The 25825-nt window shown below is 36.4% G+C and carries 24 protein-coding genes and 1 other annotated feature; of the genes, 3 read left to right on the top strand and 21 right to left on the bottom strand.

Annotation, left to right across the window (positions count from 1 at the left end; genetic code table 11):
• From dapA to AC4PG0_RS01335, 5 genes are all read right to left on the bottom strand, one after another.
• On the bottom strand, nt 1–882 hold the full coding sequence (gene dapA, locus AC4PG0_RS01355; RefSeq protein WP_112119864.1) for a 4-hydroxy-tetrahydrodipicolinate synthase: 882 nt from the start codon (nt 880–882) through the stop codon (nt 1–3).
• A 14-nt stretch (nt 883–896) separates the two neighbouring features.
• Nucleotides 897–2108: an aspartate kinase gene (gene dapG, locus AC4PG0_RS01350; protein WP_003771836.1), complete on the bottom strand. Its 1212-nt coding sequence runs from the start codon at nt 2106–2108 to the stop codon at nt 897–899.
• Nucleotides 2109–2119: 11 nt separating this feature from the next.
• The gene (locus tag AC4PG0_RS01345; RefSeq protein WP_003771838.1) at nt 2120–3163 is read right to left on the bottom strand and encodes an aspartate-semialdehyde dehydrogenase; all 1044 of its coding nucleotides are present in this window, start codon (nt 3161–3163) and stop codon (nt 2120–2122) included.
• Nucleotides 3164–3361: 198 nt separating this feature from the next.
• The gene (locus AC4PG0_RS01340) at nt 3362–5527 is read right to left on the bottom strand and encodes a peptidoglycan D,D-transpeptidase FtsI family protein (protein WP_010991552.1); all 2166 of its coding nucleotides are present in this window, start codon (nt 5525–5527) and stop codon (nt 3362–3364) included.
• A 129-nt stretch (nt 5528–5656) separates the two neighbouring features.
• Complete coding sequence (locus AC4PG0_RS01335; protein WP_003762264.1) at nt 5657–6265, bottom strand: superoxide dismutase; 609 nt, start codon at nt 6263–6265, stop codon at nt 5657–5659.
• 306 nt (nt 6266–6571) lie between these two features.
• Between AC4PG0_RS01335 and AC4PG0_RS01330 the strand changes: the two genes are divergently transcribed.
• From AC4PG0_RS01330 to AC4PG0_RS01320, 3 genes are all read left to right on the top strand, one after another.
• Nucleotides 6572–7372, top strand: a complete 801-nt coding sequence (locus tag AC4PG0_RS01330) for a DUF1189 domain-containing protein (RefSeq protein ID WP_003771843.1) — start codon at nt 6572–6574, stop codon at nt 7370–7372.
• A gap of 212 nt (nt 7373–7584) precedes the next feature.
• Nucleotides 7585–8292 carry an AzlC family ABC transporter permease gene (locus tag AC4PG0_RS01325; RefSeq protein WP_010991553.1) on the top strand — a complete coding sequence of 236 codons (708 nt, stop codon included), beginning with the start codon at nt 7585–7587 and terminating at the stop codon, nt 8290–8292.
• On the top strand, nt 8283–8609 hold the full coding sequence (locus AC4PG0_RS01320; RefSeq protein WP_267669139.1) for an AzlD domain-containing protein: 327 nt from the start codon (nt 8283–8285) through the stop codon (nt 8607–8609). The genes AC4PG0_RS01325 and AC4PG0_RS01320 overlap by 10 nt, the downstream gene beginning before the upstream one ends.
• 81 nt (nt 8610–8690) lie before the next feature.
• On the opposite strand, the gene prsA1 is transcribed toward AC4PG0_RS01320, so the two are convergent.
• The 16 genes from prsA1 to recO all read right to left on the bottom strand — a co-directional run bounded on the left by prsA1 (nt 8691) and on the right by recO (nt 25717).
• Nucleotides 8691–9575, bottom strand: a complete 885-nt coding sequence (gene prsA1, locus AC4PG0_RS01315; protein WP_003762269.1) for a post-translocation chaperone PrsA1 — start codon at nt 9573–9575, stop codon at nt 8691–8693.
• A 137-nt stretch (nt 9576–9712) separates the two neighbouring features.
• The gene (gene zurR / locus AC4PG0_RS01310; RefSeq protein WP_003721950.1) at nt 9713–10138 is read right to left on the bottom strand and encodes a transcriptional regulator ZurR; all 426 of its coding nucleotides are present in this window, start codon (nt 10136–10138) and stop codon (nt 9713–9715) included.
• Nucleotides 10119–10997, bottom strand: a complete 879-nt coding sequence (zurM, locus tag AC4PG0_RS01305) for a zinc ABC transporter permease ZurM (protein ID WP_492167690.1) — start codon at nt 10995–10997, stop codon at nt 10119–10121. The genes zurR and zurM overlap by 20 nt, the downstream gene beginning before the upstream one ends.
• Nucleotides 10972–11745 (bottom strand): zinc ABC transporter ATP-binding protein ZurA, encoded by a 774-nt coding sequence (gene zurA, locus AC4PG0_RS01300; protein WP_492167968.1) that lies wholly within the window; start codon nt 11743–11745, stop codon nt 10972–10974. The genes zurM and zurA overlap by 26 nt, the downstream gene beginning before the upstream one ends.
• A 141-nt stretch (nt 11746–11886) precedes the next feature.
• Nucleotides 11887–12813, bottom strand: a complete 927-nt coding sequence (locus AC4PG0_RS01295; RefSeq protein ID WP_492167689.1) for a manganese-dependent inorganic pyrophosphatase — start codon at nt 12811–12813, stop codon at nt 11887–11889.
• Between the two features lie 15 nt (nt 12814–12828).
• Nucleotides 12829–13722 carry a deoxyribonuclease IV gene (locus AC4PG0_RS01290; protein WP_492167688.1) on the bottom strand — a complete coding sequence of 298 codons (894 nt, stop codon included), beginning with the start codon at nt 13720–13722 and terminating at the stop codon, nt 12829–12831.
• A gap of 15 nt (nt 13723–13737) precedes the next feature.
• Entirely contained in the window at nt 13738–15045 is a 1308-nt protein-coding gene (cshB, locus tag AC4PG0_RS01285) for a DEAD-box ATP-dependent RNA helicase CshB (protein WP_003766896.1), read from the bottom strand.
• 178 nt (nt 15046–15223) lie between these two features.
• Nucleotides 15224–16345 (bottom strand): Nif3-like dinuclear metal center hexameric protein, encoded by a 1122-nt coding sequence (locus AC4PG0_RS01280; RefSeq protein WP_003771850.1) that lies wholly within the window; start codon nt 16343–16345, stop codon nt 15224–15226.
• The gene (locus tag AC4PG0_RS01275) at nt 16342–17046 is read right to left on the bottom strand and encodes a tRNA (adenine(22)-N(1))-methyltransferase (RefSeq protein ID WP_010991559.1); all 705 of its coding nucleotides are present in this window, start codon (nt 17044–17046) and stop codon (nt 16342–16344) included. The genes AC4PG0_RS01280 and AC4PG0_RS01275 overlap by 4 nt, the downstream gene beginning before the upstream one ends.
• A 67-nt stretch (nt 17047–17113) precedes the next feature.
• Nucleotides 17114–18238, bottom strand: coding sequence for an RNA polymerase sigma factor RpoD (rpoD, locus tag AC4PG0_RS01270; RefSeq protein ID WP_003730430.1), 1125 nt, complete (start codon nt 18236–18238; stop codon nt 17114–17116).
• A gap of 94 nt (nt 18239–18332) precedes the next feature.
• Nucleotides 18333–20213 carry a DNA primase gene (gene dnaG, locus AC4PG0_RS01265; protein WP_033533028.1) on the bottom strand — a complete coding sequence of 627 codons (1881 nt, stop codon included), beginning with the start codon at nt 20211–20213 and terminating at the stop codon, nt 18333–18335.
• Nucleotides 20214–20232: 19 nt separating this feature from the next.
• A complete protein-coding gene (locus tag AC4PG0_RS01260; protein ID WP_003762282.1) occupies nt 20233–20673 on the bottom strand; it encodes a YaiI/YqxD family protein in 441 nt (146 codons plus the stop codon).
• 187 nt (nt 20674–20860) lie between these two features.
• The gene (locus tag AC4PG0_RS01255) at nt 20861–21685 is read right to left on the bottom strand and encodes a pyruvate, water dikinase regulatory protein (RefSeq protein WP_003721963.1); all 825 of its coding nucleotides are present in this window, start codon (nt 21683–21685) and stop codon (nt 20861–20863) included.
• Nucleotides 21686–21719: 34 nt separating this feature from the next.
• The gene (gene glyS, locus AC4PG0_RS01250) at nt 21720–23786 is read right to left on the bottom strand and encodes a glycine--tRNA ligase subunit beta (protein ID WP_492167687.1); all 2067 of its coding nucleotides are present in this window, start codon (nt 23784–23786) and stop codon (nt 21720–21722) included.
• Nucleotides 23779–24669: a glycine--tRNA ligase subunit alpha gene (glyQ, locus tag AC4PG0_RS01245; protein ID WP_003766904.1), complete on the bottom strand. Its 891-nt coding sequence runs from the start codon at nt 24667–24669 to the stop codon at nt 23779–23781. The genes glyS and glyQ overlap by 8 nt, the downstream gene beginning before the upstream one ends.
• A 66-nt stretch (nt 24670–24735) precedes the next feature.
• Nucleotides 24736–24909: a binding site (T-box leader), on the bottom strand.
• 40 nt (nt 24910–24949) lie between these two features.
• Nucleotides 24950–25717 (bottom strand): DNA repair protein RecO, encoded by a 768-nt coding sequence (gene recO, locus AC4PG0_RS01240; protein WP_010991563.1) that lies wholly within the window; start codon nt 25715–25717, stop codon nt 24950–24952.
• Between the last annotated feature and the right edge of the window lie 108 nt (nt 25718–25825).

Genomic DNA, 25825 nt, shown 5'->3' with positions numbered 1-25825 from the left:
CTATTTAGAAAGTCCTTCTAATATAGCTTGTAATTTCGTTCCTTGTTCAGCATTCAAATCTACAAGTGGTAATCTAACATGTCCAACGCTAATACCTTGTTGATTTAATAAGTATTTAGTTGGCGCTGGGTTTGGCACAGAGAAAAGACCGTTCATTAATGGTAATAACGAGCGATGTATACTTGCTGCTTTTTTTACGTCCCCGCTTTCAAACGCTTGCATCATTTCTTGCATTTCATTTCCTACCACATGACTTGCAACGGAAATTACGCCATTCCCTCCAACTGCTAAAATTGGCAAGGTTAAGCTGTCATCTCCACTGTATACGAGGAAATCATCGGAAGTTTCAGCAATGATTTTACTTATATTGTCTAAGTTGCCGCTTGATTCTTTAACACCAATAATATTTGGTAATTTTGCTAAACGAATAATTGTTTCTGGTTCGATATTAACAACACTACGTCCTGGAATATTATAAATAACTACTGGTAAATCAGAAGCTTCCGCAACAGCAACAAAATGAGCGTATAAACCATCTTGATTTGGCTTGTTATAATACGGCGCAACGACTAAGACAGCATCAATTCCGCCCAGTTCTGCTACTTCTTTTGTAAAAGCAATCGTTTCTGCTGTATTATTAGAACCTGTGCCAGCGATTAATTTCGCGCGTCCTGCATTTGTTTCCACTACTTGGCGGAATAATTTCATTTTTTCATCATGTGACAAAGTTGGAGATTCACCAGTTGTTCCAGCGATTACTAAACCATCTGAGCCGTTATCTATTAAGTGATTCACGAGATGATGAATTCTTTTTTTACATACTTTATTTTTTTCTGGGTGAATTGGCGTGACCATTGCTGTAATTACTTTCCCTAAATCCATCTTTCATTTCCTCCTTACTTAATTTCCAAACAAAATACGTCATGAAGGGCATTGACTGCCGAAATTAAGTCTTCTTCTCTTACTAATACCCAAATAGTTGTATGACTATCCGCTGATTGTAAAATTGGGATGTTTTTTTCGGATAATGCTCCTACGATTTTTGCTGTAACACCAGGAACTCCGGTTATTCCAGCACCAACGATAGAAACTTTTGCACAGTCTTCACGAACCGTTGTTTGTAAGTTTGCTTCTTCTAAAAGTTGTTTGACGACGCGACGTTTTTCTTCTGGAACTGTAAAAATGACAGAATCAGTTGATATATTGATAAAATCTAGGCTGATTCCTGCATCTGCTAATATTTTGAAAGTTTGTTGTTGTGCCTTTACTGTATCGGTTTTCACAAAAATTTGCGTTAAATTTGTAACGTGTGCAACTCCTGTTACCATTCGTTCTTTTACATCGAAATGACCGGAATCATCCGCTAAAGATGTGACAAGAGTTCCTGTGCTTTCTAAATACGTAGAACGGATACGCATCGGTACTTTAGCAGTCATCGCTATTTCTACTGCGCGCGGATGAATGACTTTTGCTCCTTGGTAAGCCATATTACTAACTTCATTATAACTTACTCGTGGAAGTGAACGCGCATGTTCGACAATACGTGGATCTGCTGTCATCATACCGTCTACGTCAGTGAAAATATCAATATAGTCTGCTTGTAAAGATACACCAAGAGCTGCAGCAGAAGTATCACTGCCACCGCGACCAAGTGTTGTTATATCGCCGTTTTCAGTGATTCCTTGAAAACCAGCAACAACAGCTACATCAAGTGTTTCAAGCGCTTTTTTTAGGCGCTTTGTATCGACTTCGGTGATTTTTGCATTCAAGTGATTATTAGATGTAATAATACCTGCTTGACCACCTGAAAATGCTTCTGCTTTAATGTCTGCCTCTTTTAACATATTAGTAAAAACAGAAGCAGATATAGTTTCTCCAACTGACAGCAATGTATCTTGCTCTCTAGCAGTTAGTTTAGTATCTTTTGCTCCTATAAGTTCTAAAAGTGTGTCGGTTGCATATGGATCCCCGTAACGACCAATTGCTGACACAACAACTACAACTTTATAGCCGTCTTTAAGGGCATTTTTTATATGGTTAAAAGCCATTAGACGAATTTTTTCATTTTGGACGGATGTGCCGCCGAATTTTTGTACTATGATTTTCATTACTTACACCTCTAAATAATCGCTAGTTTGACTAAGCTTTCAGCAATTTGAATCGAATTCCATGCAGCGCCTTTAAGTAGGTTGTCGGATACAATCCACATATGGAAGCCTTTAGAATCATCAATGTCAGCGCGAACGCGACCAACAAACACTTCTTTTTTACCAGCAGCTTGAATGGCTTGCGGATAAATTTGATTTGCCGGATCATCTTCAAGAACGACACCAGGAGCTGTTTTTAATGCATTTTGAATATCTTTTGCACTTACTCCCTCTTGTTCTATTTCAACGTAAACACTTTCTGAATGTCCACTAACAACTGGAATTCGAACGCATGTAGCAGAAACTTTAATAGTATCGTCTTCCATGATTTTTTTCGTTTCATTGATCATTTTCATTTCTTCGTATGTATAATCATTGTCCGTGAAAACGTCAATTTGTGGTAAGGCATTGAATGCAATTGGATAGTGCTTTTTATCGCCTTTTACTGGCATGATTTCTGGCGTGAATTCTTTGTTATCTAAAAGAGCTCTGCTGCCGTCTTTAAGTTCTTGAATAGCACTTACTCCGGAGCCAGACACAGCTTGATAAGTAGAAACAATAATTCGATTTAAACCATAAGCTTCTCGAATCGGTTCGAGTGCTGCTACCATTTGAATTGTAGAGCAGTTAGGGTTAGCAATAATACCTTTATGTGAGAATAGCGCTTTTTCGTTTACTTCTGGAACAACAAGCGGCACTTCAGGATCCATGCGATATGCGCTCGTATTATCAATTACAATGGCTCCACGTTTTACAGCTTCTTTTGCAAGTGCTTTAGAAACGGAACCTCCAGCACTAAATAAGGCAATATCTACGCCTTCAAAGCTCTCAGGTGTAGCTTCTTGAATAGTTACCTCTTCCCCACGGAAGGATAATTTTTTTCCAGCAGAACGAATAGAAGACAAGAACGAAACTTGCTTTATCTTGAAAGTCGCCGCCTCTTCTAGTAATTCAATCATTTGGGTACCAACTGCACCAGTAGCACCTACAACTGCGACATGATAGCTTTTTGTCATAGTTTACAATTCCTCCTTCAATTTAATCCTCGTATCTCTGCTTTAAAACAGAAATCTGGTTAATTTTACACTTACTTTATCATACCATAAACAAAGCCATTTCGCAGTTTTTTATCTATATTAGTCACCATTTTTTTAATTGTTTGTCAGTTTGAGATGTAAAAAACCACTTTCACAAGAATGAAAGTGGTTTTTTGATTAATTTTCGGTTTGTTCAGATTGTGCTTTTGCAGCTGCTTCTTTATTGTTAATTGGTTGTTCAACTTTAGAAGCATCTTTATTGGATTCAGCACGTTCTTTTTTCAGTTCGAAATATTTATCGAAAACTTCTTTAGAAATCTTCATATTTGTTTTTTGGTCTGTACCATATGGACGATAAATCCAAGGTACTACTACAGAAATCGCTATTTCTGGTTTTTTAACTGGTGCATAACCGACAAATGTTGTATTCCAAACACTGGCCATTTTGTTACCTTCTTTTGGTCCATCATAGAAGGCATCAGCTGTTCCTGTTTTACCTGCAACGTCATAATCACTCGATGTAAAGACTGTTCTAGCTGTACCAGTTGAGCCATGAGTTACTTCATAAAAACCTTTTTGGACTGTTTTGATGTCATTATCTGAAACGCCGATTTTGTTTAAAACTTTTGGTTCATTAGCGGTTGCAAGAGTTCCAACAGAATCACCATTTGTACTAGGATTGCGGATTTCTTTTACCATACTTGGTGCAATTCTAGATCCTCCATTTGCGATTGTTGAAACGTATTGCGCCATTTGAAGCGGTGTATAAGAATCATACTGACCGATGGCGAAATCGAGAATTTTACCAATTGTTTGGTCGTCCCCTTTGTAGCCAACTTGTTCTCCAGGAAGATCAATACCTGTTTTAACGCCTAAACCAAATTGATTGTAATAATAACGCATATCATCAAATGTACTTAGTGGAGCTCTTAGTGGACCATTTGGAACATACTTAGCGCCACCCATCTTCATTGCCACTTGATACATATATGAGTTAGATGAGATTTCTAGTGCGCCAACTGGATCAAGTGGTCGGTTACCTGCTCCGGTTCTATTAAACCAAGAACTTTTCGGTTTGGTTCCTTTTAATGCAATTGGTTGGTCGGTGAATACCGTTTTGTTTGAAATTGCTCCGTCCATGATGCCCCCAAGAATTGTGGAACCTTTGACAGCGGAACCCATTGCATAAGCAGTGGTGAATGTTCCTAAGGAGTAGTCATCAAACTCGCCTTTGTCATTTAGTTTTTGACCAGCAAGTGCTAGAACTTCTCCAGAATATGGGTCCATTGCGACTACAAATGCACGATCAAATAAGTCAGAACCAGCATATTGTTTACCTTGTTTAATATTTTTACGTAAAATATCTTCCACGGCTTTCTGGAATTCTACATCTACGGAAAGAACTAAGTCTTTTCCTTTTGATCCTTCATACTTACTTACTGTTTCGATTATATTTCCTTTAGAGTCAAGTACGCTCTCAGATTGGGATTTTGAACCAGCTAGAACGCTTTCGTATTGGGCTTCTAAATAACTTTTACCAACACGGTCATTTCGGCTATATCCTTGAGACAAGTAGTACTCAGCTTTATCTTTTGGTAGACCTTCTTTTGCTGTCGAAACAGAACCTAAAATAGAACGTAATGTTTCGTCATAAGTGTAATAGCGATTCCAGTCTGTCGTTGTATCAACTCCTGGTAAGCTATCCATGTTTTCACTAACACGGGCAATTTCTTCATCTGTTACATCTTTATTCTTAATAACGGACTCAGTCATTGCGTATCCTGTTGTCATTTTTTTATAAATTGTTGCTACCTTTAAATCTTCTGTAGTTAGTTTAGCTATATCATCGTTCGTTACTTTTTCAACTTGGATTTTATAAGCTTTAGAAGATTCTAGCGCTTGTTCTTTTGCAGATAGACGATTTAAAGACTCGGTTTGATGTGTCAAAATCCAATAATCTTTCAAATCGCGATCGGTTAGTTTCTCTGGTTCAATTGTAATTAATTTTTGTAAAGTTTGAGCTACGTGAAGTGTTTCTGAAGTTTCTGTTTGTTGGCTTCTTGTGTAGGTAATCGATTTGACTGCTGAATTACCAACTAATAAGTTGTAGTTTCGGTCATAAATACTGCCACGTGGAACATTCTTAGAAACGGTCACATTATCTGTTTCTTCTAATTGACGTTTGTACGTATCCCCTTGCACGATTTGAACAATACCAAGTCGTAAAATTAATACGGAGAATAATATAAAAATTATAAAGAATAGAATATTTAAACGTAGTGGAATGATGGCGCGTTTCTTCTTAGTGGAATCTTTTTTCTTTTTTCTAAAATTTAGTTTCACGCAAAGTTACCTCACTTTTCAATAATACCTTTCCCTATTGTAGCTGAAAAAACATCATTTTTCCACTGTAAGTTCATTAGAAATTCATTAGAAATAAAAAAAGACCCACCGAAGTGAGCCTTTCTATTATTATTTAGCTGCGTCAAAGCGTTTGTTAGCTTCATCCCAGTTAACAACATTCCAAAATGTGTCGATATATTCAGGACGACGGTTTTGGAATTTAAGGTAATAAGCATGTTCCCAAACATCTAAGCCTAGAACAGGAGTTTTTCCATCGCTTAATGGAGAATCTTGGTTTGCAGTAGAAACGATTTCTAGTTTACCGTTATTAACTACTAACCAAGCCCAGCCAGAACCAAAACGTGCTGCAGCTGCTGCATTGAATTTTTCTTTGAAATCATCAAATGTACCGAATTCGCTTTCGATAGCAGATTTTAAGTCACCAGTTGGAGCGCCGCCACCATTTGGGCTAAGGATAGACCAGAATAATGTATGGTTAGCATGACCGCCACCGTGGTTACGTACAGCGCCGCGAATATCTTCAGGAACGCTATCTAAGTTAGCAACTAATTCTTCAACAGGTTTCTCAGCAAGTTCAGGATGTCCTGAAACCGCTTCGTTTAGTTTTGTAACATAAGTATTGTGGTGCTTTGTATAATGAAGTTCCATTGTTTCTTTATCAAAATTTGGCTCCAAAGCATCATAAGTATAAGGTAATTTAGGTAATTCGTAAGTCATTAAAAATTCCTCCTTGTATTGTTTTTATTTTACGTGAAAAGAAATTACTTATAAGGCGAAAGATATACATCCTATTCCTATAGAACTAGTTAACGCCATAAATAACGTTTCTCTTTACACCATTTAGCCTACCACGACCTAGAAACGCTTGCAATTTTTCTGCTCAGTGATGTTTCAATATTGATTTTGCATTCATTTCAAGCTATGATTAAGTTTAGGTGGAAAAATTACGTTCTTTTGCACATACATGTATCTTTTTCCCGGAAAATGAAAAGTTAAACCATTAGGTGAGGTGTTGAAAAAAGAATGAATATTTTTAAACGCTTCTGGAAGAGTTTGTATTCCCCTGCGGATATTGCTTCGTTTCGAAATGATAAAATTAGAAAAAGTATCGTTTACATTATTGTTTTATCATTTGTTACTTTCCTTCCATTAGCATATTTTACAAACGTTACGACAAAAAATGCGCTGAAAGTCGGCGAAGAAACAATTACAAATGAAATTCCTGATTTTAAAGTCACAGATGGAAAATTAGTCTTAACGGACAATTCTGTCAAAAATATACCCATCTCTATTGACCAAGATGAATTACATATTTATTTTGATGCCTCTGGAACTTTAGATAAAGATGATGTTGATAATAAAATTGCTTCTTATGATAGCGCAGTAGCCTTTTTATCAGATAGTATCTATATAACTGCTGCTGGTGTTTCTCAATCTGTAAGTTATGATACGGCTGGAATTAGTAATAAAGCTGATTTAGTGAATTTGTATACGTCCATTGAATCTCTAGCGAAATACTTTATTCCTATCGCCTTGCTTGTTCTGTTCATCTTTACGCTTGGATCGATTTTCTTCCGAGTAGCTCTTTATGCGTTATTTGGATTTATTCTTTCTGGTTTCGGTCGGACGGGTATTGCTTTCCGCCAAAACTGGATGATAGCTTCTTATAGTATTACATTAGCTGCTGTTTTCACGATGGTTATGGAGGCTTTACAAGTAATTGTTCCTTTTGGAATGGAAATCAATATGGTTGTAAGTATGATCTTTGTATTCCTTGCAATTCGCTCGATTCCACCAAGTGAACCAACTATTTTAGAAAAATAATAAATTAACCACTTGCGCTTTATGCAGGTGGTTTTTTTGTGCAAAATGCAGATGATTTCCTATTAGAAAAGTGGTATGATTAGAAAATTAAAACTAAAAGGAGCGATTGCTTTGAACGAGCGCACATGAAGATTTGACCTTTTAGTAAAAAAGAATATATAACTGTTAGCCTAACATCAAGGCTCCTAGTTTTATTTTAAGGGGGAGTTTTTTTGGAAAAAGAAATCGAACTTAGTTTTTATGATGGTGTGAAGGCTTGTTTGCCAACTGTACTAGGTTATGCTGGTATTGGGATAGCTGCTGGTGTTGTTGGAAGGGCTTCTCACTTAAGCGTCTTAGAAGTAACGTTACTCGCTATTATCGTCTATGCTGGAGCTGCTCAGTTTATTATTTCGGGATTATTATTATTACAAAGCCCTATTTCAGCTATTATTTTTACTACTTTTTTAATTAATTCACGGCATTTTTTGATGAGTATGGCCGAAGCTCCTCATTTTAAAAAATATTCCCTTTTGAATAACATTGGGATTGGGGCGCTTCTGACGGACGAAACATTTGGCGTTTCAATGAATCAAATTGGCAATAAAAAACCAGTTAGCGCAAAATGGATGCACGGAATTAACGTAACAGCCTACATAGCTTGGATTGCCGCTTGTATTTTAGGTTCTTTCATTGGGAATTGGTTGCCAAATCCAGAACAGTTTGGTCTTGATTTTGCGTTATCAGCAATGTTTATCGGCTTGCTCTATTTACAAGTCGTTAGCGATAAAAGTAAAAAAATCGCGACAAGTTTAGTTATTATGTTAATGGTCGCGATTTTATTAATCGTGTTTATGCGTTTTATGACACCAGAATTAGCCATTTTAGCGGCTACCTTACTTGGTTGTTTGATTGGAGTGATAGTTGAAAAATGGCAATAAGTAATTATACGTTACTCGTTATTTTAGGCTGTGGTTTAGTGACATTTATTCCACGCGTCTTACCTTTTATCTTCGTTCGAAAGCTGCAACTACCCAGTGTTGTGATTCGCTATTTATCGTATGTACCGTTATGCATACTGACTGCTCTTTTCGTTCAAAGTCTTCTCATTACAAACGAAAATAGTTTTCCTAGTATTAATATTGAAAACCTACTTGCCACGTTACCAACTATCATTGCAGCTATTCTAACGAAAAATTTAATGTGGATTGTTGTTGTAGGAATTATATCAATGGCTGTTATTCGTTTGGTCATATAGAAAAGCCCTTTACTGGAGTGTGTTTTTGACGGGAATCAAAACCAGTAAAGGGCTTTTTTTATTGGTGGATCTGAAGTAACTTTAATTAGATGTGGATGTTGAACTAGAAGATGAAGTGCTTGTATAGTCAGCAAATGCATCTTTTAAATCACTATCTTTAATATCGATATTAGCTGCTTTTAATTCTTTTTTAAGGGCAGCTGTCATATTTTCAGAAGTTAATTGAGATTTTATATAGGCTGCTTTTACGTTTGCTTTTTCTTTTGCATAAGTGCCTTTTTCTGTTTTCTTCACTAATTGAATCAGATGGTAGCCGTAAGTTGATTTAACAATTCCACTTACATCATCTTTATTTTTAAGTGCATAAGCAGCTTTTTCAAAAGTTTCGTCCATTTCACCAGGACCAAATGGATCTAATAGTCCGCCATTTGTGCTAGTTGCAGTATCTGTTGAGTACTCTTTAGCTAAGTCAGCGAATTTCTCACCATTTTTCAATTTAGTTTGAATTTCTTTGGCTGTCGCTTCATCATCTACTAAAATATGTCGCACAGTGATGTCTGGCTCCCAAGTTTTGTAGTATGTTTTTAGTTTACTTTCACTTACATTCATATTTGCTTCTGTTGCTTTTTGAACTAGAAGGTTATACTCTAAATTTTCTTTGAAAGAAGTTTTTGTTAAATTATTGGACGATAAGGTTGATTCAAATGAGTCACCGTACTGTTCTTCGTATTTTTTATATTCTGCATTTACTTCTTTTTCAGTAACAGTGTATTTATCTTCTAAGATTTTTTTGAAAGTAAGTTGTTGCACGACCTCATTACCGTAAGTCGTTTTCATCGCTTCATATAGCTCGTCTTGTGTGACATTTCCTGCATCTGTTTTTACTACTGCACTACTTCCGCATCCAGCAAGTAAAAGTAGTGTCGCTGCTACTAGGGAAATCATCACTTTTTTTAATTTTGTCAAACTGTTCCTCTCCTTCTTCTTTCGGCTACTTATTACTTTAACGATAAAAAGTGTCGAGAATAAGAAACAAATATGAAATAACTATGAACATTATCTCCAAAATAAAAAAAGGTCCTGAATGCGGACCTTTTTTACTATTAAGAGGCTTGTAAACATTCTGGGCATTCGCCGTAAACCTCAAATTTATGACCATCAATTTGGTAACCAGGTAAAGCTTCTGTTAGAAAATCCATTGGACACATCATAATTTCTTTTGTTTTACCACATTTCATACAAATAAAATGATGGTGATGATGCTCATGTGTACACGCCAGACGGAAGTTTCGTTCACCAGAAAGATCTGTTTCTTCAAAAATACCTAACTCAACAAATAAGGAGAGATTACGGTAAATTGTATCAAAACTAATTCCCGGAAAATCGTCTTTCATATTTTCTAACACATCTTTGGCTGTTAAATATTTATTTTTACGAGCTAGTAAGTTAATTAGAAATTCACGTTTATCAGTATGCTTATAGCCCTTTTCTTTCATTTTCATGAGCGCTTCAGTTGCTGTAAGTCCCATTTTCCTCACCTCGTTTTGAAATTAATATTTTTTGACGTATTTTTTGATATAAAATGGTGATGATTAAAAGTAAAACAGAAATAATGACGATTGCCCCACCAGGAGCTAAATTTAAATAATAAGCTGTAAATAAACCGCCGATAACCGCAATTTCACCAAATAAAATTGAAAGTAAGATAGTTTGTTTAAATCCTTTGGCAATCCGAATCGCTGCTGCAACTGGCAATGTCATTAAGGATGATACAAGTAAAATACCAACGATTCGCATGGAAGACGCAATAACTAAAGCGACTAAAACCATAAAAATAATATCGAATATTTTAGCTTTCAAACCGGAAACTTTTGCATATTCTTCGTCAAATGATAACAAAAATAGCTCTTTATATAAGGATAATATAACGATAAATACGATGATTGCTGTAACAACGATCGTAATCATATCAGTCCGACTCACGGCACTTACACTTCCAAATAAATAACTAAATAAATCAGTATTAAATCCATTGGCTAAAGAAATAAAAATAACAGAAAAACCCATACCAGCCGACATAATAATCGGAATGGCTAGTTCTTCAAAATGTTTATAAACGGTTCGTAATTTCTCCATTAATAAAGATCCAACTACGGAAAAACCAAAACCTAGATATAACGGATTAAGTGCTGTTAGTGGCAAATAAGTTTTACTTAAGAATAAACTAACCGCAATCCCACCTAACGTCACATGGCTGAGCGCATCAGCCATTAACGAAAGCTTTCTTACTACGATGAAACTTCCGAGCAGTGGAGCGATAACACCAATAACAATACCAACGATAAAGGTATTACGAATAAAATCATACTGGAGAAGCGTCGCAATCAAGGCAAGCATCCTCCCTTCTACGTTGTTCTGCTAATATTTCAAGTTCGCGGTCGGCCAAATAATGTTGATATTCATGGGCTGAACCGTCAAAAATAATTCGTTTATTAATACTAATAACATGATTAACATACGTATTCACTGCAACTAAATCATGCGTTACGAGTAAAAGCGTCATTTCTTCTGTCCGGTTTAATTCTGCTAAAAGTTCATAAAATACTTTTACATTTTCTACATCGACTCCAACAGTCGGCTCGTCTAAAATTAAAAGCTCTGGTCTACTAACTAATGCACGCGCGATAAAAACACGTTGTTGTTGACCACCGGAAAGTTCGCCAATATTGCGATGTAGATAATCCGTCATTTCAACTCGTTTCAAAGCATAATCAATATCTTCCTTATCATGATTATTCAATGTTTTAAATAAGCCTTTTTTCTTTGTTAAACCACTTGCAACGACTTCTTTCACAGTAGCAGGAAAAGCGGAATTAAAAGCATTCGATTTTTGAGAAACAAAGCCAATTTTGACCCAATCTTTGAAATCTGCTTGTTTTTCTCCAAATAAAGCTATACTTCCTTGTTGTTTTTTGAGTACACCAAGGATTAATTTTAACATAGTTGATTTACCTGAGCCGTTAGGGCCGATTAAACCAGTAAAACTGCCTTTTTCCACTTGAAAATGAATGTTTTCTAAGGCATGTTCTTTGTCATAATGGTAACTTACATTATTTACTTCTATGATTTTGTTCATTCATGTTTCTCCTTTGACAGCATTTGCTAGCCGCTTTTACTAGTATATAAAAGATTGGTTAAAATGTAAATCGTAATTACTTCGAATTAAAAAATAGCAAAAAAAACCTGGAAAGCTTGGAGCATTTCCAGGTTCGTATAATTATTTAGCAAAAGTATCCGTTAAGATTGGAACAACTTGTTTTTTACGAGATACGACACCTTTAAGTGGTGCTTGATTTTCCACAAATTTAACGCCATATGCTTCTTCTACAACGGCTGTCTTGGAACCAATAGCAATTCCAACCGAGTCATTAGTAAGAATATTAGTGATGACAAATAAGTACAAATCAAGTCCTTTATCCACAATATTTTGTGTCATAAGTGCTTCAACTTCTGCGCGACGGCTAAGTACATCGTTTACATCGACAACATTGATTTGAGCGATTTCTACTTTGCTGCCGTTCATGTTGAATTCTTTCGCATCAAGCAATAGTTCAGCAACTGTTTTTTTGCTAACATCTGCTCCAGCTTTTAGCATTTCCATACCGTATGCTTGAATATCAACGTCTGCAATGAGTGCTAATTTTTCAGCAGCCACTTTATCTTCTTCTGTGCACGTTGGTGATTGGAAAAGAAGTGTGTCAGAAATAATTGCGGAAAGCATTAAGCCTGCGACTGTTTTACTTACTTCTACTTCATTTTCACGGAACATTTTTAGAAGGATTGTAGTAGTACATCCAACTGGCTCAGCTCGGTAGTATAGTGGATCAGATGTCTCGAAATTAGCGATGCGGTGATGATCAACGACTGCAACTACTGTCACATCGTCAATATCATCCACACTTTGTTGGCGTTCATTATGGTCAACAAGTGCGACTTCAGAAACTTCATTTGCAACAGTTTCAACTAAGCGAGGAGCTGTTACTTGGAAATAATCAAGTACAAAAGATGTTTCACTATTAAGCTCTCCTAAACGAACCGCTTCAATATCTGCTCCTTGTGCTTTTTTTAATTCTGCGTAACTAATGGCAGAACAAATCGTATCTGTATCTGGATTTTTATGACCGAATACAAGTGTTTTTGTCATTATTTTCGTCTCCTTTTAGTCGTTTTGAATTTTATTTAACAAATCTGGATCAAATTCACCATTTCTTAGCATGGCAATTTCCCATTTGTATGGCGGTTTTTTCGATGCTTTATCTTCACCAACGTATGGCGTTTCAAGGATTTTTGGAATGTTCGATAATTGTGGATGATGAACAATATAGTGAAGTGCATCAAAGCCGATATGACCAAAACCAATATTAGCATGGCGGTCTTTATGTGCGCCTCGCTCGTTTTTACTATCATTGATATGTAACACTTTTAAGCGGTCAATACCGATAATTTTATCAAATTCATTTAACACTCCGTCAAAATCATTGACAATATCGTAACCAGCGTCGTGTGTATGACATGTATCAAAAGTAACGGATAATAATTCATTATGAGTCACACCGTCAATAATTAGTGCTAGTTCTTCAAAAGTGCGACCACATTCAGAACCTTTTCCAGCCATTGTTTCTAAAGCGATTTGTACATCTTGATCGTGTATTAATGCTTCGTTAAGCCCTTGGATAATTTGTTTAATTCCTTTGTCCGCACCTTCACCGACATGCGCGCCGGGATGAAGGACGATTTGTTTTGCACCTAGCGCACGCGTACGTTCGATTTCAGATTGTAAGAAATTAACGCCTAATTCAAATGTTTCCGGCTTAACTGAGTTACCAATATTGATAATATAAGGCGCATGGACAACGATGTCAGCCATATCGTGAGCTTTCATGTGTTCTAACCCTGCTTCAATATTTAACTCTTCAATTGGCTTTCTACGCGTGTTTTGCGGAGCGCCAGTATAAATCATAAACGTATTTGAGCCGTAAGAAGCTGCCTCTTCACTTGCGCCAAGAAGCATTTTCTTTCCACTCATTGATACATGAGAACCTAGTCTTAACATAAATTCATTCCTCACTTATCGTTTTTTCCGTCTTTCACGACGTTTGATTTCGTTCATTTTATAGTTGATTTTCTTTTTATAGTTTGGTTTACCTTTTTGTTTTGCTTTTTTACGCATACCGATTTCGCGCGGATCAGCTGTTTCACGTTTAGCTTCACGTTTTGCACGGCGATTGCGGTCTTCTAGTGTAACGAATTCTTTATTTTTCCAGTCCACATGCTTAAACTCGATACCCATTTTTTCCAGTTGATTTAGGCGATCTTCATCTGCCGGTTCAAATAAAGTAAGTGCAATACCTGAATGTCCTGCACGTCCAGTACGGCCAGTACGGTGAATATAAAAATCGAGATCATCTGGTAATTCATAGTTTACAACATGACTAATTCCTTGAATATCAATACCACGAGCAGCTAAATCTGTCGCAACAACATATTGATAATCTAAGTTTTCGATTTGTTTCATCGTCCGTTTACGTTCACGAGGATTTACATCGCCATGGATTTTCGCTACTTTTAGCCCACGTTCGATTAAACCGTTCGCTACTTCATCAGCAGTTGTTTTTGTATTAGTAAAAACAATCGCTAAATAAGGCTGTGAACCAACTAAAACATTTTTAAGTAAATCAAGTTTATTACGGCTACGAGTTGCCATAATACGATGTTCCACTGTTTTTGAAGCAGCAACTTTTGGTTGAATGTGCTCATAACGTGGATTTTCCATATATTTGCTTAAAAATGGTTTTAATTTTTGCGGAATTGTCGCGGAAAAAACAAGCATTTGTAAATTAGCAGGCATTTTTCCAGCAATATGGTCGACATCGTTTAAGAAGCCCATATCAAGCGTCATATCTGCTTCATCAATAACTAATGTTTTAGCAGTATGAACAAATAAGGCTTGTTCGCGAATTAAGTCATTAATACGACCTGGTGTTCCAACAATAATTTGTGGTTGTTTTTTCAGTTTATCAATTGCACGTTGTTTATCCGTACCACCAATAACGAGTTGAACAGCGATTTCTTTTTCACTAAATTTCGTTACTTTGCGAATTTCATTATAAATTTGAGTAGCAAGCTCGCGACTTGGTGCCGTAATAACCGCTTGTACTGCATCTTTTTCAGGATTCACATTGTTAATAATTGGCAAAATAAAAGTATGGGTTTTCCCTGTACCAGTTTGAGATTGGCCAATGATACTTTCACCTTTTAAAATGCCTGGGATTAGCTTCTGTTGTACTTCTGTTGGCTCATAGAATCCTAATTTATCTATTGCAAGTCCAATAAAAGGTTGAAAGCCAAATTGGTCAAACCTTGATTTCTTCGTCATAAAATATTTCCACTCCGTTCTATACCTAGTAGCCATTATAGCACATATTAGGTCATTCGTGCGCGCGATAAGACAACTTTGTCAAAACAATCAAATCGATTATGCTAATTACAGAATTTTTTAAAGAAATAACGCAAAAAAACGACTAATTTCCATAAAAGAAATTAGTCGTTTTTAATTAACAAAATTGGAAAGGATCCGTATTGACCTCTGAAACAATAAATTCTGCTTCATAATCTAAAATTTTAGCTTGTTCTTCCATTTTGTTTTTCAAGTAGCCTTTCATTACTTTTTCGATATTATGTCCGGCATCAATAGTCGGTAAATTAATAGCTAGTAAATCATGAGCTGTATGATAATAAACATCTCCTGTAATGAAAACATCGGCACCCGTAGCTTTTGCTTGGTGAATAAATTTATTTCCATCCCCACCAATAATGGCTACCTTTTGGACGTTAGCTTTTAAATCTCCGACAAAACGAACATTATCAATTGCGAAAGCTGTTTTTAGTTTATCAATAAAAGAAACCATACTAATTTTTTTAGGTAAAGTTCCGACACGACCAAGTCCTTCTTTGTAAGTCTGTGTTTCGAGTGTATATACATCGATTGCTGGTTCCTCATATGGATGAGCAATTTTCACAGCTTTTGTGATTGTTTCGGTTAAATATTGAGGGAAAATCGCTTCTATTTTAACTTCAGGAATAGAAGTTAAAGTTTCTTTTTCACCGATAGTCGGATTTGCGTCTGTACCTGGTTTAAATGAACCAATTCCAGTTGTATGGAAAGTACATTCTGTATAATTTGTGCCTATTTGTCCTGCCCCATTATTTACAAGTGCTAAACGGACAGATTCTAGTTCATTTTCCGGGACATAAACAGCAATTTTGCAATAAGGTTCTGTATAAGTTTCCTCAATCATCGTAGTATCTTGTAAATGCAGTAAATCAGCTAAAATATCATTCACTCCGCCTTGAGCAATATCTAAATTCGTATGCGCAGCAAAAACGGTAATATCGTGCTTAATAAGTTTTTTGATCATTTTACCTTGTTTCGTTGTTGTATCAATGTGTTGTGTTGGACGGTATAAGAACGGATGGTGCGCGATTATTAAATCCACTCTTTTTTCAATCGCTTCATCCACTACTTCTTCTAATACATCTAATGTAAACATAACTTTTCTTACTTTTTTGGATAAATCTCCTACTTGAAGGCCGATTGGATCGCCTTCCATTGCTAATTTTTTAGGAGCAATTTTTTCCATTATTGCGGTATATTCATAACCATTTGCGACTTTCATTTTAGCACATCCTCTACTAATGAGATTTTATGTTCTAATTCGCGAATTTTTGCTTGATTTTCATCTGATATTGGTTGATTACTGGAGATAGTTTGGATAATATTTTGCCATGTATTAGCTTCATGACGCCATTTGCTTTTGAATATAGCTGATTGTTCTTTTAATAGGCAAGGACCGAAAAAGATTTCTTGTTTTGTCCAAGTAATTTCTTTTTCAGAAGGCTCAAGAACGATGATTTCATATATTTTATTATCTTCACGCAAAATAGCTTCTGAAGAAATTAACCAATTATTTTTTTCGGACCATTCTCTAAGTTGCCACGCTGCAATATTTGGCTGCAATATCAGTTTGCTTACTCCAGCAAGTTTTTCAGCGCCTTCCTCTAAAATTGTACGAATTAATGTACCACCCATCCCAGCGATAACTATAGTATCAATTTTGTCATCTTTTTCAATAACCTCTAAACCATTTCCTTTTCTTACATCGATTTGATCAGTTAAGCCAGAAGTCCGTACTTGTTTTTGCGCAGACTTAAAAGGTCCATCGACAACTTCACCTGCGACTGCGAAAGAAGCTGTTTTATTTTTGATTGCAAAGCATGGTAAATACGCGTGATCGCTACCGATGTCAGCAATTCGTTCGTTTGTTTTTATGTAAGAAGCTACTTTTTCGAGTCGCTTCGATAGTTGTTCCTCGTTCATTTGATTCCCTGCTTTCCTTTTCATTAAAAAGGCAGGAGAACATTTTGTCCTCCTGCCCGGTTGTGCATTATTCCAGGAAGTCTTTTAATTGTTTGCTGCGGCTTGGATGACGTAATTTACGTAAAGCTTTTGCTTCGATTTGACGAATCCGTTCACGAGTTACGCCAAACACACGGCCAACTTCTTCTAAAGTGCGCGTACGACCATCATCTAGACCAAAACGTAAGCGAAGAACATTTTCTTCCCGGTCTGTTAATGTATCAAGCACATCTTCAAGTTGTTCTTTTAGTAATTCATAAGCTGCATGATCGGACGGTGAAGTCGCATCTTGGTCTTCAATAAAATCACCAAGGTGTGAATCGTCTTCTTCGCCGATTGGTGTTTCAAGTGAAACTGGTTCTTGAGCGATTTTTAGAATTTCCCGAACTTTTTCAGTTGGTAGGTCCATTTCTTCACCGATTTCTTCTGGTGAAGGATCGCGGCCTAAATCTTGTAGCAATGAACGTTGCACACGAATTAATTTGTTAATTGTTTCTACCATATGCACCGGAATACGGATTGTTCTAGCTTGGTCCGCAATCGCACGGGTTATCGCTTGACGAATCCACCATGTTGCATAGGTACTGAATTTAAATCCTTTGTTAAAGTCGAATTTTTCAACGGCTTTCATTAGTCCCATGTTACCTTCTTGAATCAAATCTAGGAATAACATACCTCGACCGACATAACGTTTTGCAATACTTACTACAAGGCGTAGGTTGGCTTCTGCAAGACGACCTTTTGCTTCAATGTCACCAGCTTCAATGCGTTTCGCTAAAGCTATTTCTTCATCGGCAGTAAGTAAGTCTACTCGACCAATTTCTTTTAGATACATGCGCACTGGGTCATTAATTTTAACACCTGGTGGCACACTCATATCTGTTAAATCAAAGGATTCGGTTTCTTCTTTTACAAGTTCTGTTTCATCTGGATCCTCGTCGTCTGCATCGTCAGAAACTTCAATGCCTGCTTCACCGACATGTTCTAAATACTCATCCATTTGATCGGAATCTAAAGTGAATGGAGCTAATCTGGCAGCGATTTTTGCATAAGTTAAAATCCCCTTTTTCTTACCTTCTTCTATCAGGGCTTCTTTTACTTGCTCAACATTAAGTTCAGCAACTGGTTTTGTGTTTTGTGTTTTATCACTCATAACTGCCTGTATTCCTCCTTCCAAAATGCCGCTAACCTTATTAAAAGGCTTCTCTTAGGTAATAATACCATCATTTAGCGGTTTTAAAACGTTATTAATCCAATTGACCGCTATTTAACTTACGGTTGAGTTGGACGATTTCAAGCATCACGCGAATTTCATTTTCTTTGTCGTTTTCACGATTAAAAGCCGCTAGTTGTTGCTCGAGTTCTTTCTTTGCTTGTTCTAATTTAAAACGTTTGAGACTTTTAATGTAGTCTTCAAACTGTGTTTTACCTTGTTCATCTGGACTAATAACCATTTCTAGACTGCTTATAAGTCCTTTCATTCCTGCATCTGGTACGCTATCCATAAACTTATGTGGATCTGCATCGTTACCTTCAGCAAAATAGCCAATTAAATAGGTATAGAGTGCTTGATAGTTATCATGATAAAATTCTGTATCACCTAGAAGTTGTTTAATCAAAAGAAAACTATCCCGATTTTCCATCATTGCTTTCATGAGTTGCTGTTCTGCAGTAGTGTGTGCAGATAATTTCTGAGTTGGTTGCTCAAAGGAAAAGAGCATCTCTGAGTCTTCTTGCGGAATCATCCCCATAAAAGAATCATCTATTGGTGGTTCATTATAGCTTTGGTTTTGTCGTTCTTTGTGTGTGTTCTTTAGCGATTGTTGCAATTGTTGTTTTAAAGTTTCAATAGTTAATTCAAATTCATCTGCTAGTTGCTTTAAGTATAATTCTCGTTCAACAGCTTGATCAAGCTTAGCAATTTCGCGTAAACAGTCATCGATATAAGCGATTTGATCTGTTTCGTTTTGCAAATTACGTTCTTTGCGTAAATAGTTGATTTTAAAAGCTGTCCAAGTCATTCGTTGCTGTTTGTAGATTTCTTTGAATTTATCTGCACCACTTGCTCTAATGAAGTCATCTGGATCTTTTCCTGCTGGGAGTTGCAAAACAAAAACATCTAAACGATTACGCTCAACTAAAAGCGTTCCTGCTTTAAACGCTGCTTCAATTCCAGCTCGGTCCCCGTCGTAACAAATAATAGCACGATTTGTAAGACGCTTAATTAAATCAGCATGTTCTTCCGTTAAGCTTGTTCCCATCGAAGCAACCGCATTTTGAACGCCAGCTTCTTCTGCGGAAATGACATCCATAAAGCCTTCCATAAGCGTGATTTCTTCTTGTTTTCTAATAGCCTGTCTTGCCTCTGAAAAATGAAATAAAGTTCGTCTTTTATTAAAAATAGGTGTTTCAGGACTATTTAAATATTTTGGTCCATCGTCACGGTCAAACAAACGACCAGAAAAAGCATTAATTTGACCACGATCATTCGTAATTGGAAACATAATTCTATTACGAAAACGGTCAACCATTTGCCCATCATCACGTTCAGATAAAAGCCCAGCCGTGCCAGCCAGTTGCAAATCCATCCCTCTTTTTTCAAGAAAAGAAGTGATTGTGGCATGATGGTTTGGCGCAAATCCAATTTGGAAGGATGCCATCATTTGTTCCGACATACCTCGTTCCTTCAAATACGTTAAAGCAGCTGCCCCTTCTTCTGTTTCCATCAAAATATAATGATAGAGTTTGGCTGTAAGTTGGTGCATTTCAACCATTTTGGCTGTTTCAGAAGTTTCTTTTGGCAAATTGCTTGTATCACGTTCTTCTGGAAGTTCAATATCGACGTCTAAATGACTCATATCCGCGACTTTTTTGACAGATTCTACAAACGTTAGCCCATCATGTTCCATTAGAAATGAAAAGACATTTCCTCCTTTACCACAACCAAAACAATGAAAAATTTGTTTTTCTGGTGATACAGAGAAGGAAGGCGTTTTTTCGCCGTGGAATGGACATAAGCCAGAATAGTTACGACCTTGTTTTTTTAATTGGACATAATTACCAATAATATCGACTATATCCGCTTGATTCCGGACTTGATCTATTACTTCTTCAGGAATCCGCGCCATCTTGACAGTCAACTCCTATTTACTTATTTTTGAAAAATGTAGTCATCCGGTCTTTGAAAAGCACACGATCTTGATCGCTCATTGCTTTAGGACCTTTGCTATATTTGCCTTGTTGCCTTTCTTTGGCATGTCTATAGCGAATATCTAACATTAATGACATTTCTTCTTCTCGGTAAAGTTCGCCCCGATTCGAAAAGACATACGTACCTTTTGCAAGTAGAATGCTAGCAAGGCCAATATCTTGCGTTACGATAATATCACCTTTGTTTGCTAAATTCATCATTCGCATATCCGCTGATTCTTTGCCAGTATCTACAAAAATCCAATTTTCTCCGTTTGTATTTACAGAGTAATGGTTAAAAGAAGCCACAAAAATAACGTCTAACTGAAATTGTTCGGCGACTTGTTTTATTTCTGCTTTTACCGGGCAAGCATCGGCATCAACTAAAATTTTTGGCACATATTCCATCCTCTCTTAAAATCTATGAAGGCAAGTTAAAAAACGAGTTTTTAACCCGTTTTTTTAATATTATTCGTAGATTTGGCTTTTTCACAAGCGAATTTAGATTATACGGGAAGTAACTAATTTTTACAAGCAGTTTTTCCCGTATAATATATATATTCGCCATAAAAAGCAAAAGTCCTTCTTATAATTCTAAATTTTCATCAACAATTTCACCAATGTGGATTAAAATCTCGTTTGCAGTCTCTTCAATGGCTTTATTAGTCACATCTAACACGAAACAATTTAATTTACTGGCTAGTTTATTAAAAATCGCTAATTCTTCATCAATTCGTTGATTACTTGCATAAGTACCAGCACCAGGTAAACCAATCGAAATTAAACGCTCTTGTCTAATTTTCGTTAATTTTTGTTTACTAATTTTTAGACCAATTATTTTTTTAGGGTCAATTTCAAAAAGTTCATCTGGGATTTGTGCTTCTGGAACGATTGGAATATTGACGATTTTTAATCCTTTAAGCGCCAAATATTGCGATAAAGGAGTTTTTGAGGTTCTTGAAATACCAATTAATACATAATCCGCTTGCAAAATGCCTCTTGGATTACGACCATCGTCATTCTCTACGGCAAATTCGATTGCGGCAACTTTATTGAAATAAGCTTCATCCATCGAACGAACGCGGCCAGGTTCAGAAAGTGGTTTAATCTTGTAGGTTTCTTCTAACTGATTTAAAAGCGGCCCAAATAAGTCAATAATCGGTACGCCGAAAGCTTGAGCAGTTTTATTAAGCTCTTCACGAACGCTTTCGAGTACAATGGTGTGCACGATTATGCCATTGTTCACTGCCACTAAGTCAACAATTTCTTCAATCATATGAGAAGAATCGACATGGTGAAAACGATGGATAAACTTCGGTGTTTGACCAAATTGACTAAGTGCTGCTCTTGTCACGAGTTCGGCCGTTTCTCCTGTTGAATCGGAAACCACGTATACGGCTGGTTGAGTCATACATACTTCCTCCTCTTTGCTCAAAATCTTACTTTTATTTTACATTAATTTCATCCATTTGAGCAAATTCTTTAATAAAGCTTGCCAGTTCGAATAGAAGTGCAAGACGATTATTTTTTAGTTCATCGTTATCAGTCATCACTAGCGTGTTATCGAAATATGCATCAATTGTTGTACGTAAATCTGCAAATGCTTTAAGTCTATCAACAATTGTTAAACCAGCATAATCATATTTTAGTTTTTCTAATTTATCGAATAGCTCTTGTTCGTATTCATTTTCAAATAAGTTCGGATCCACTTCTACGCCATCTTCGTATTTTTTAGAAATTTTAACTACTCGTGTTAAAGCTTCGATAGTTGGACGGAACCACTCTGCATCAGCATGTTTATTTAAGATTTGAGCGCGGTCAATCAGTTGCGGAATCACATTTGGATCCCCGCCGATAACAGCGTCAATAATATCATGACGAATATGATGCCCTTGTAAAATAACACGTAGACGATTTTTCAAGAAGGTCTGCACTTCTTTTTTCACATCTGCACTTGGTAATTCAGTAGCACCTTCTGCACGTTCCATGTCCACAATACGAGAAATAACTTCAAGCATTGGAATGTCCCAACCATTTGCTTGGATAATGCGCATCGCCCCAAAGGCACTACGACGTAAACCAAACGGATCAGCAGAACCAGTTGGTACAATATTTACACAGAAGAAGCCAATTAATGTTTCTAATTTATCCGCAATCGCGATAAGGGAACCTAGGTCTGTTTGCGGTAAAACGCCTTCTGCTGAACTTGGTAAATAATGTTCGCGAATGGCTGTTGCGATTGCTGGTTTTTCACCTTGTAATAAGGCGTATTTTTCGCCCATTAAACCTTGTAATTCTGGGAATTCACCAACGATATTGGTTACTAAATCAAATTTATAAATATTTGTTAAGCGGATAATGTCTTGTTTATCTTCTTCTTGCCAATTTAAGTAATCAGCAAGCATCAATGCCACTTTTTGCACACGTTTCATTTTTTCTGTCAAAGTACCTAATTTTTCATGGAAAACGATATTTTGTAATTTAGCAACTGCTTCGTCAATGGTTATTTTTAAATCTTCTTGATAGAAGAAATCAGCATCTGACAAACGAGCGCGTAGTACTTTTTCGTTTCCTCGTGCCACTGTATCTAGATTTTCATGGTTACCATTACGAACGGTTACAAAATGAGGCAATAATTCTCCTTCTTGGCTGAAAACTGGGAAGTAACGTTGGTGTTCTTTCATCGTCGTAATTAAAACTTCTTCAGGTAGTTCCAAATATTCTTTTTCAAAATTACCCGCTAATACAGTTGGATATTCGACAAGATTAGTTACTTCTTCTAATAAATCGTCATCTTCTCTGATTTGCCAATTTTCCATTGTTTCTAGTTCACGTAATTGTTCTACAATAGCCTGTTTGCGTTCACTAGCATTAACAACGACAAATTGTTCTAATAATGCATGTGGATAGTCGCTCGGTTGATTGATTGTGGCTGTTTTCCCTAAGAAACGATGACCACGGGAAGTATTACTAGTTGAGACACCAGTGATTTCAAATGGGATAATTTCTTCGCCAAACATTGCGATAAGCCATTTGATTGGGCGAATATAACGTAAATCATTACTACCCCAGTGCATACTTACTGGGAAAGTCATACTTGTTACTACTTTTTCTAGGCTTGGAAGTAACGCAGTTGTTTTTTCGCCGATTACTTCTTTTTTAATGTAAATATATTCCACACCTTTAATTTCGCGGAAAGTTAAATCTTCTGGTGCTACTTTTTGACTTTTGGCGAATCCTAATGCAGCTTTCGACCAGTGACCTTCGTCGTCTAGAGCGATTTTTTTGGCAGGGCCTTTTGCTTCTTCCACACGATTAGCTTGTTCTTCAGCCATTTCTTCTACTAGGACAGTTAAACGTCTTGGTGTAGAATAAGTTTTAATTTCTTTAAATTCGATTTGGTTGTCTTTTAACCAATCTGTTACTCGTTTTTCCAGTTGTAATACAGAGCTAGTCACATACTTCGCTGGCATTTCTTCTAAACCAATTTCTAATAAAAAGTCTTTACTCATGACGTTTTCCTCCCTCTTCTTTGACTAATGGGAAGCCAAGTTTTTCTCGTGATTCATAAAATGTTTTGGCGATACGTCTTGCTAAATTTCTGATACGACCGATATACTGTGCGCGTTCAGTTACTGAAACAACGCCGCGAGCATCTAGTAAGTTAAAGGTATGCGAACATTTTAATACATAGTCATACGCTGGGAAAACTAGTCCTTCTTGCATTTGACGAGCTGCTTCTCTTTCATATGTGTCAAAAAGAGTTAATAGCATATCTGTATTAGAAGTTTCAAAGGCATATTTGGAGTTTTCGAATTCTGCTTGGAAGAAAATATCGCGATAGCTAATACCTTCTGTCCATTCTAAATCAAATACATTTTCTTTATCTTGAATATAACTTGCTAAACGTTCCACACCATAAGTAATTTCAGATGTAACTGGGAAACATTCTAAGCCGCCTACTTGTTGGAAATAAGTAAATTGAGTGATTTCCATCCCATCTAACCATACTTCCCATCCAAGTCCTGCGCATCCTAACGAAGGGTTTTCCCAGTTATCTTCCACAAAACGAATATCATGTTCTAACGGGTTAATTCCTAATTTTTCTAATGAGCCAAGGTAAAGCTCTTGAATGTTGTCAGGAGAAGGTTTCATCACTACTTGGAATTGATGATGTTGGAATAATCTGTTTGGATTTTCTCCGTAACGGCCATCTGCTGGACGACGAGAAGGCTCCACATAACCTGCTTTCCAAGGTTCTGGACCAATTGCTTTTAAGAAAGTATAAGGGCTCATTGTACCAGCACCTTTTTCCACATCATACGATTGCAACATAATACAACCTTGTTCGGACCAATAATCTTGTAACGTTCTAATCATTGTTTGTAAATTCATTGCTTCCACCTCCAAAATAATTCAGCCAATATAAAAACTCTCGTCTCTATATGCTGATTTAAAGCATATAGGGACGAGAGTTATCTCGCGGTTCCACCCTATTTGGAATTTAAACAATTCCCACCTTGATTTCGCTGTACTCCAGAACGCCTTCACAAAAAGTTAAATATTCGGCTCACACCACACCCGAACTCGCTAAAAATAGAGCTTTTTGTTACTATTTTCCTTCAATGTACCTATTAGTTGATATATTAAAAGATACTGTATTTTTGCGAAAAAGTCAATCATCGCTATCTTTTTTTAACATATTTTCCCATTTATCCATATCACGTAAAAATTTCCTGCTTTTTAAATATAAACCAGAATATTCGTCGTAATAAGTATCAATAGCTTTTTGGAGCCATTCTTTTGTTTCTTGTTTCACATCAATATTGCCTAATCGGTCTAATTGAAATATAAAAAATAGCCTTAAAAGTTTTACTACATTTTCCGGTAAATGCATCCGGTAGCGGTCTTTATCAAAGCAGCGATGGCAAATAATTCCGTTACTTCTTGTTGAAAAATCAAAATGTCCTGTCGTCTCCCCGCAAATAGCGCATTTATCCATAGTTGGGTAAAGTCCTAACACAGGTAACATTTTCATTTCATAAATTTGGGTTAGAATTTGCGGATCATATCCTTCATCAATGTCACGTAAAATTTGAAAAGTTAGCTCATATAAATATGGATTTGGTTGGCGTTCTTCGGTTGCTTTATCCAATAACTCGCATACATAAGTGGCATAAGCCGTCATAAAAATATCTTGTTGAATGGAAGAAAAATTTTCGATAACTTCTCCTTGTTGAAGCGTACCAAGCCCGTTTCCTCCAAAAAAAGTGAAGTATCCATTTGTAAATAATTGTGTTACAGCAGCTAATCTACTTTTGGTTTTTTTTGCGCCACGAGCAACCACACCAATTTTTCCAAATTCACGCGTATACATGCGGACTATTTTATCTGATTCACGATAACTCGTCTGTCGTATCACGATTCCTTCGCATTTTTCCATGTGGCAACCCTCCTTTTTCATTCTTTTTATTATAACATTTTCTAAACGATTGTGTCTTTTTATATTTTTTGCTATCTTTCCGCGACTTGCTATTGTAAAATAGAGAAA

This window comes from Listeria sp. MAN/IMW/UF464, assembly GCF_058683955.1.
Note: the sequence above shows the minus strand (reverse complement) of the source record. Positions and strands in the feature narration are given on the sequence as shown.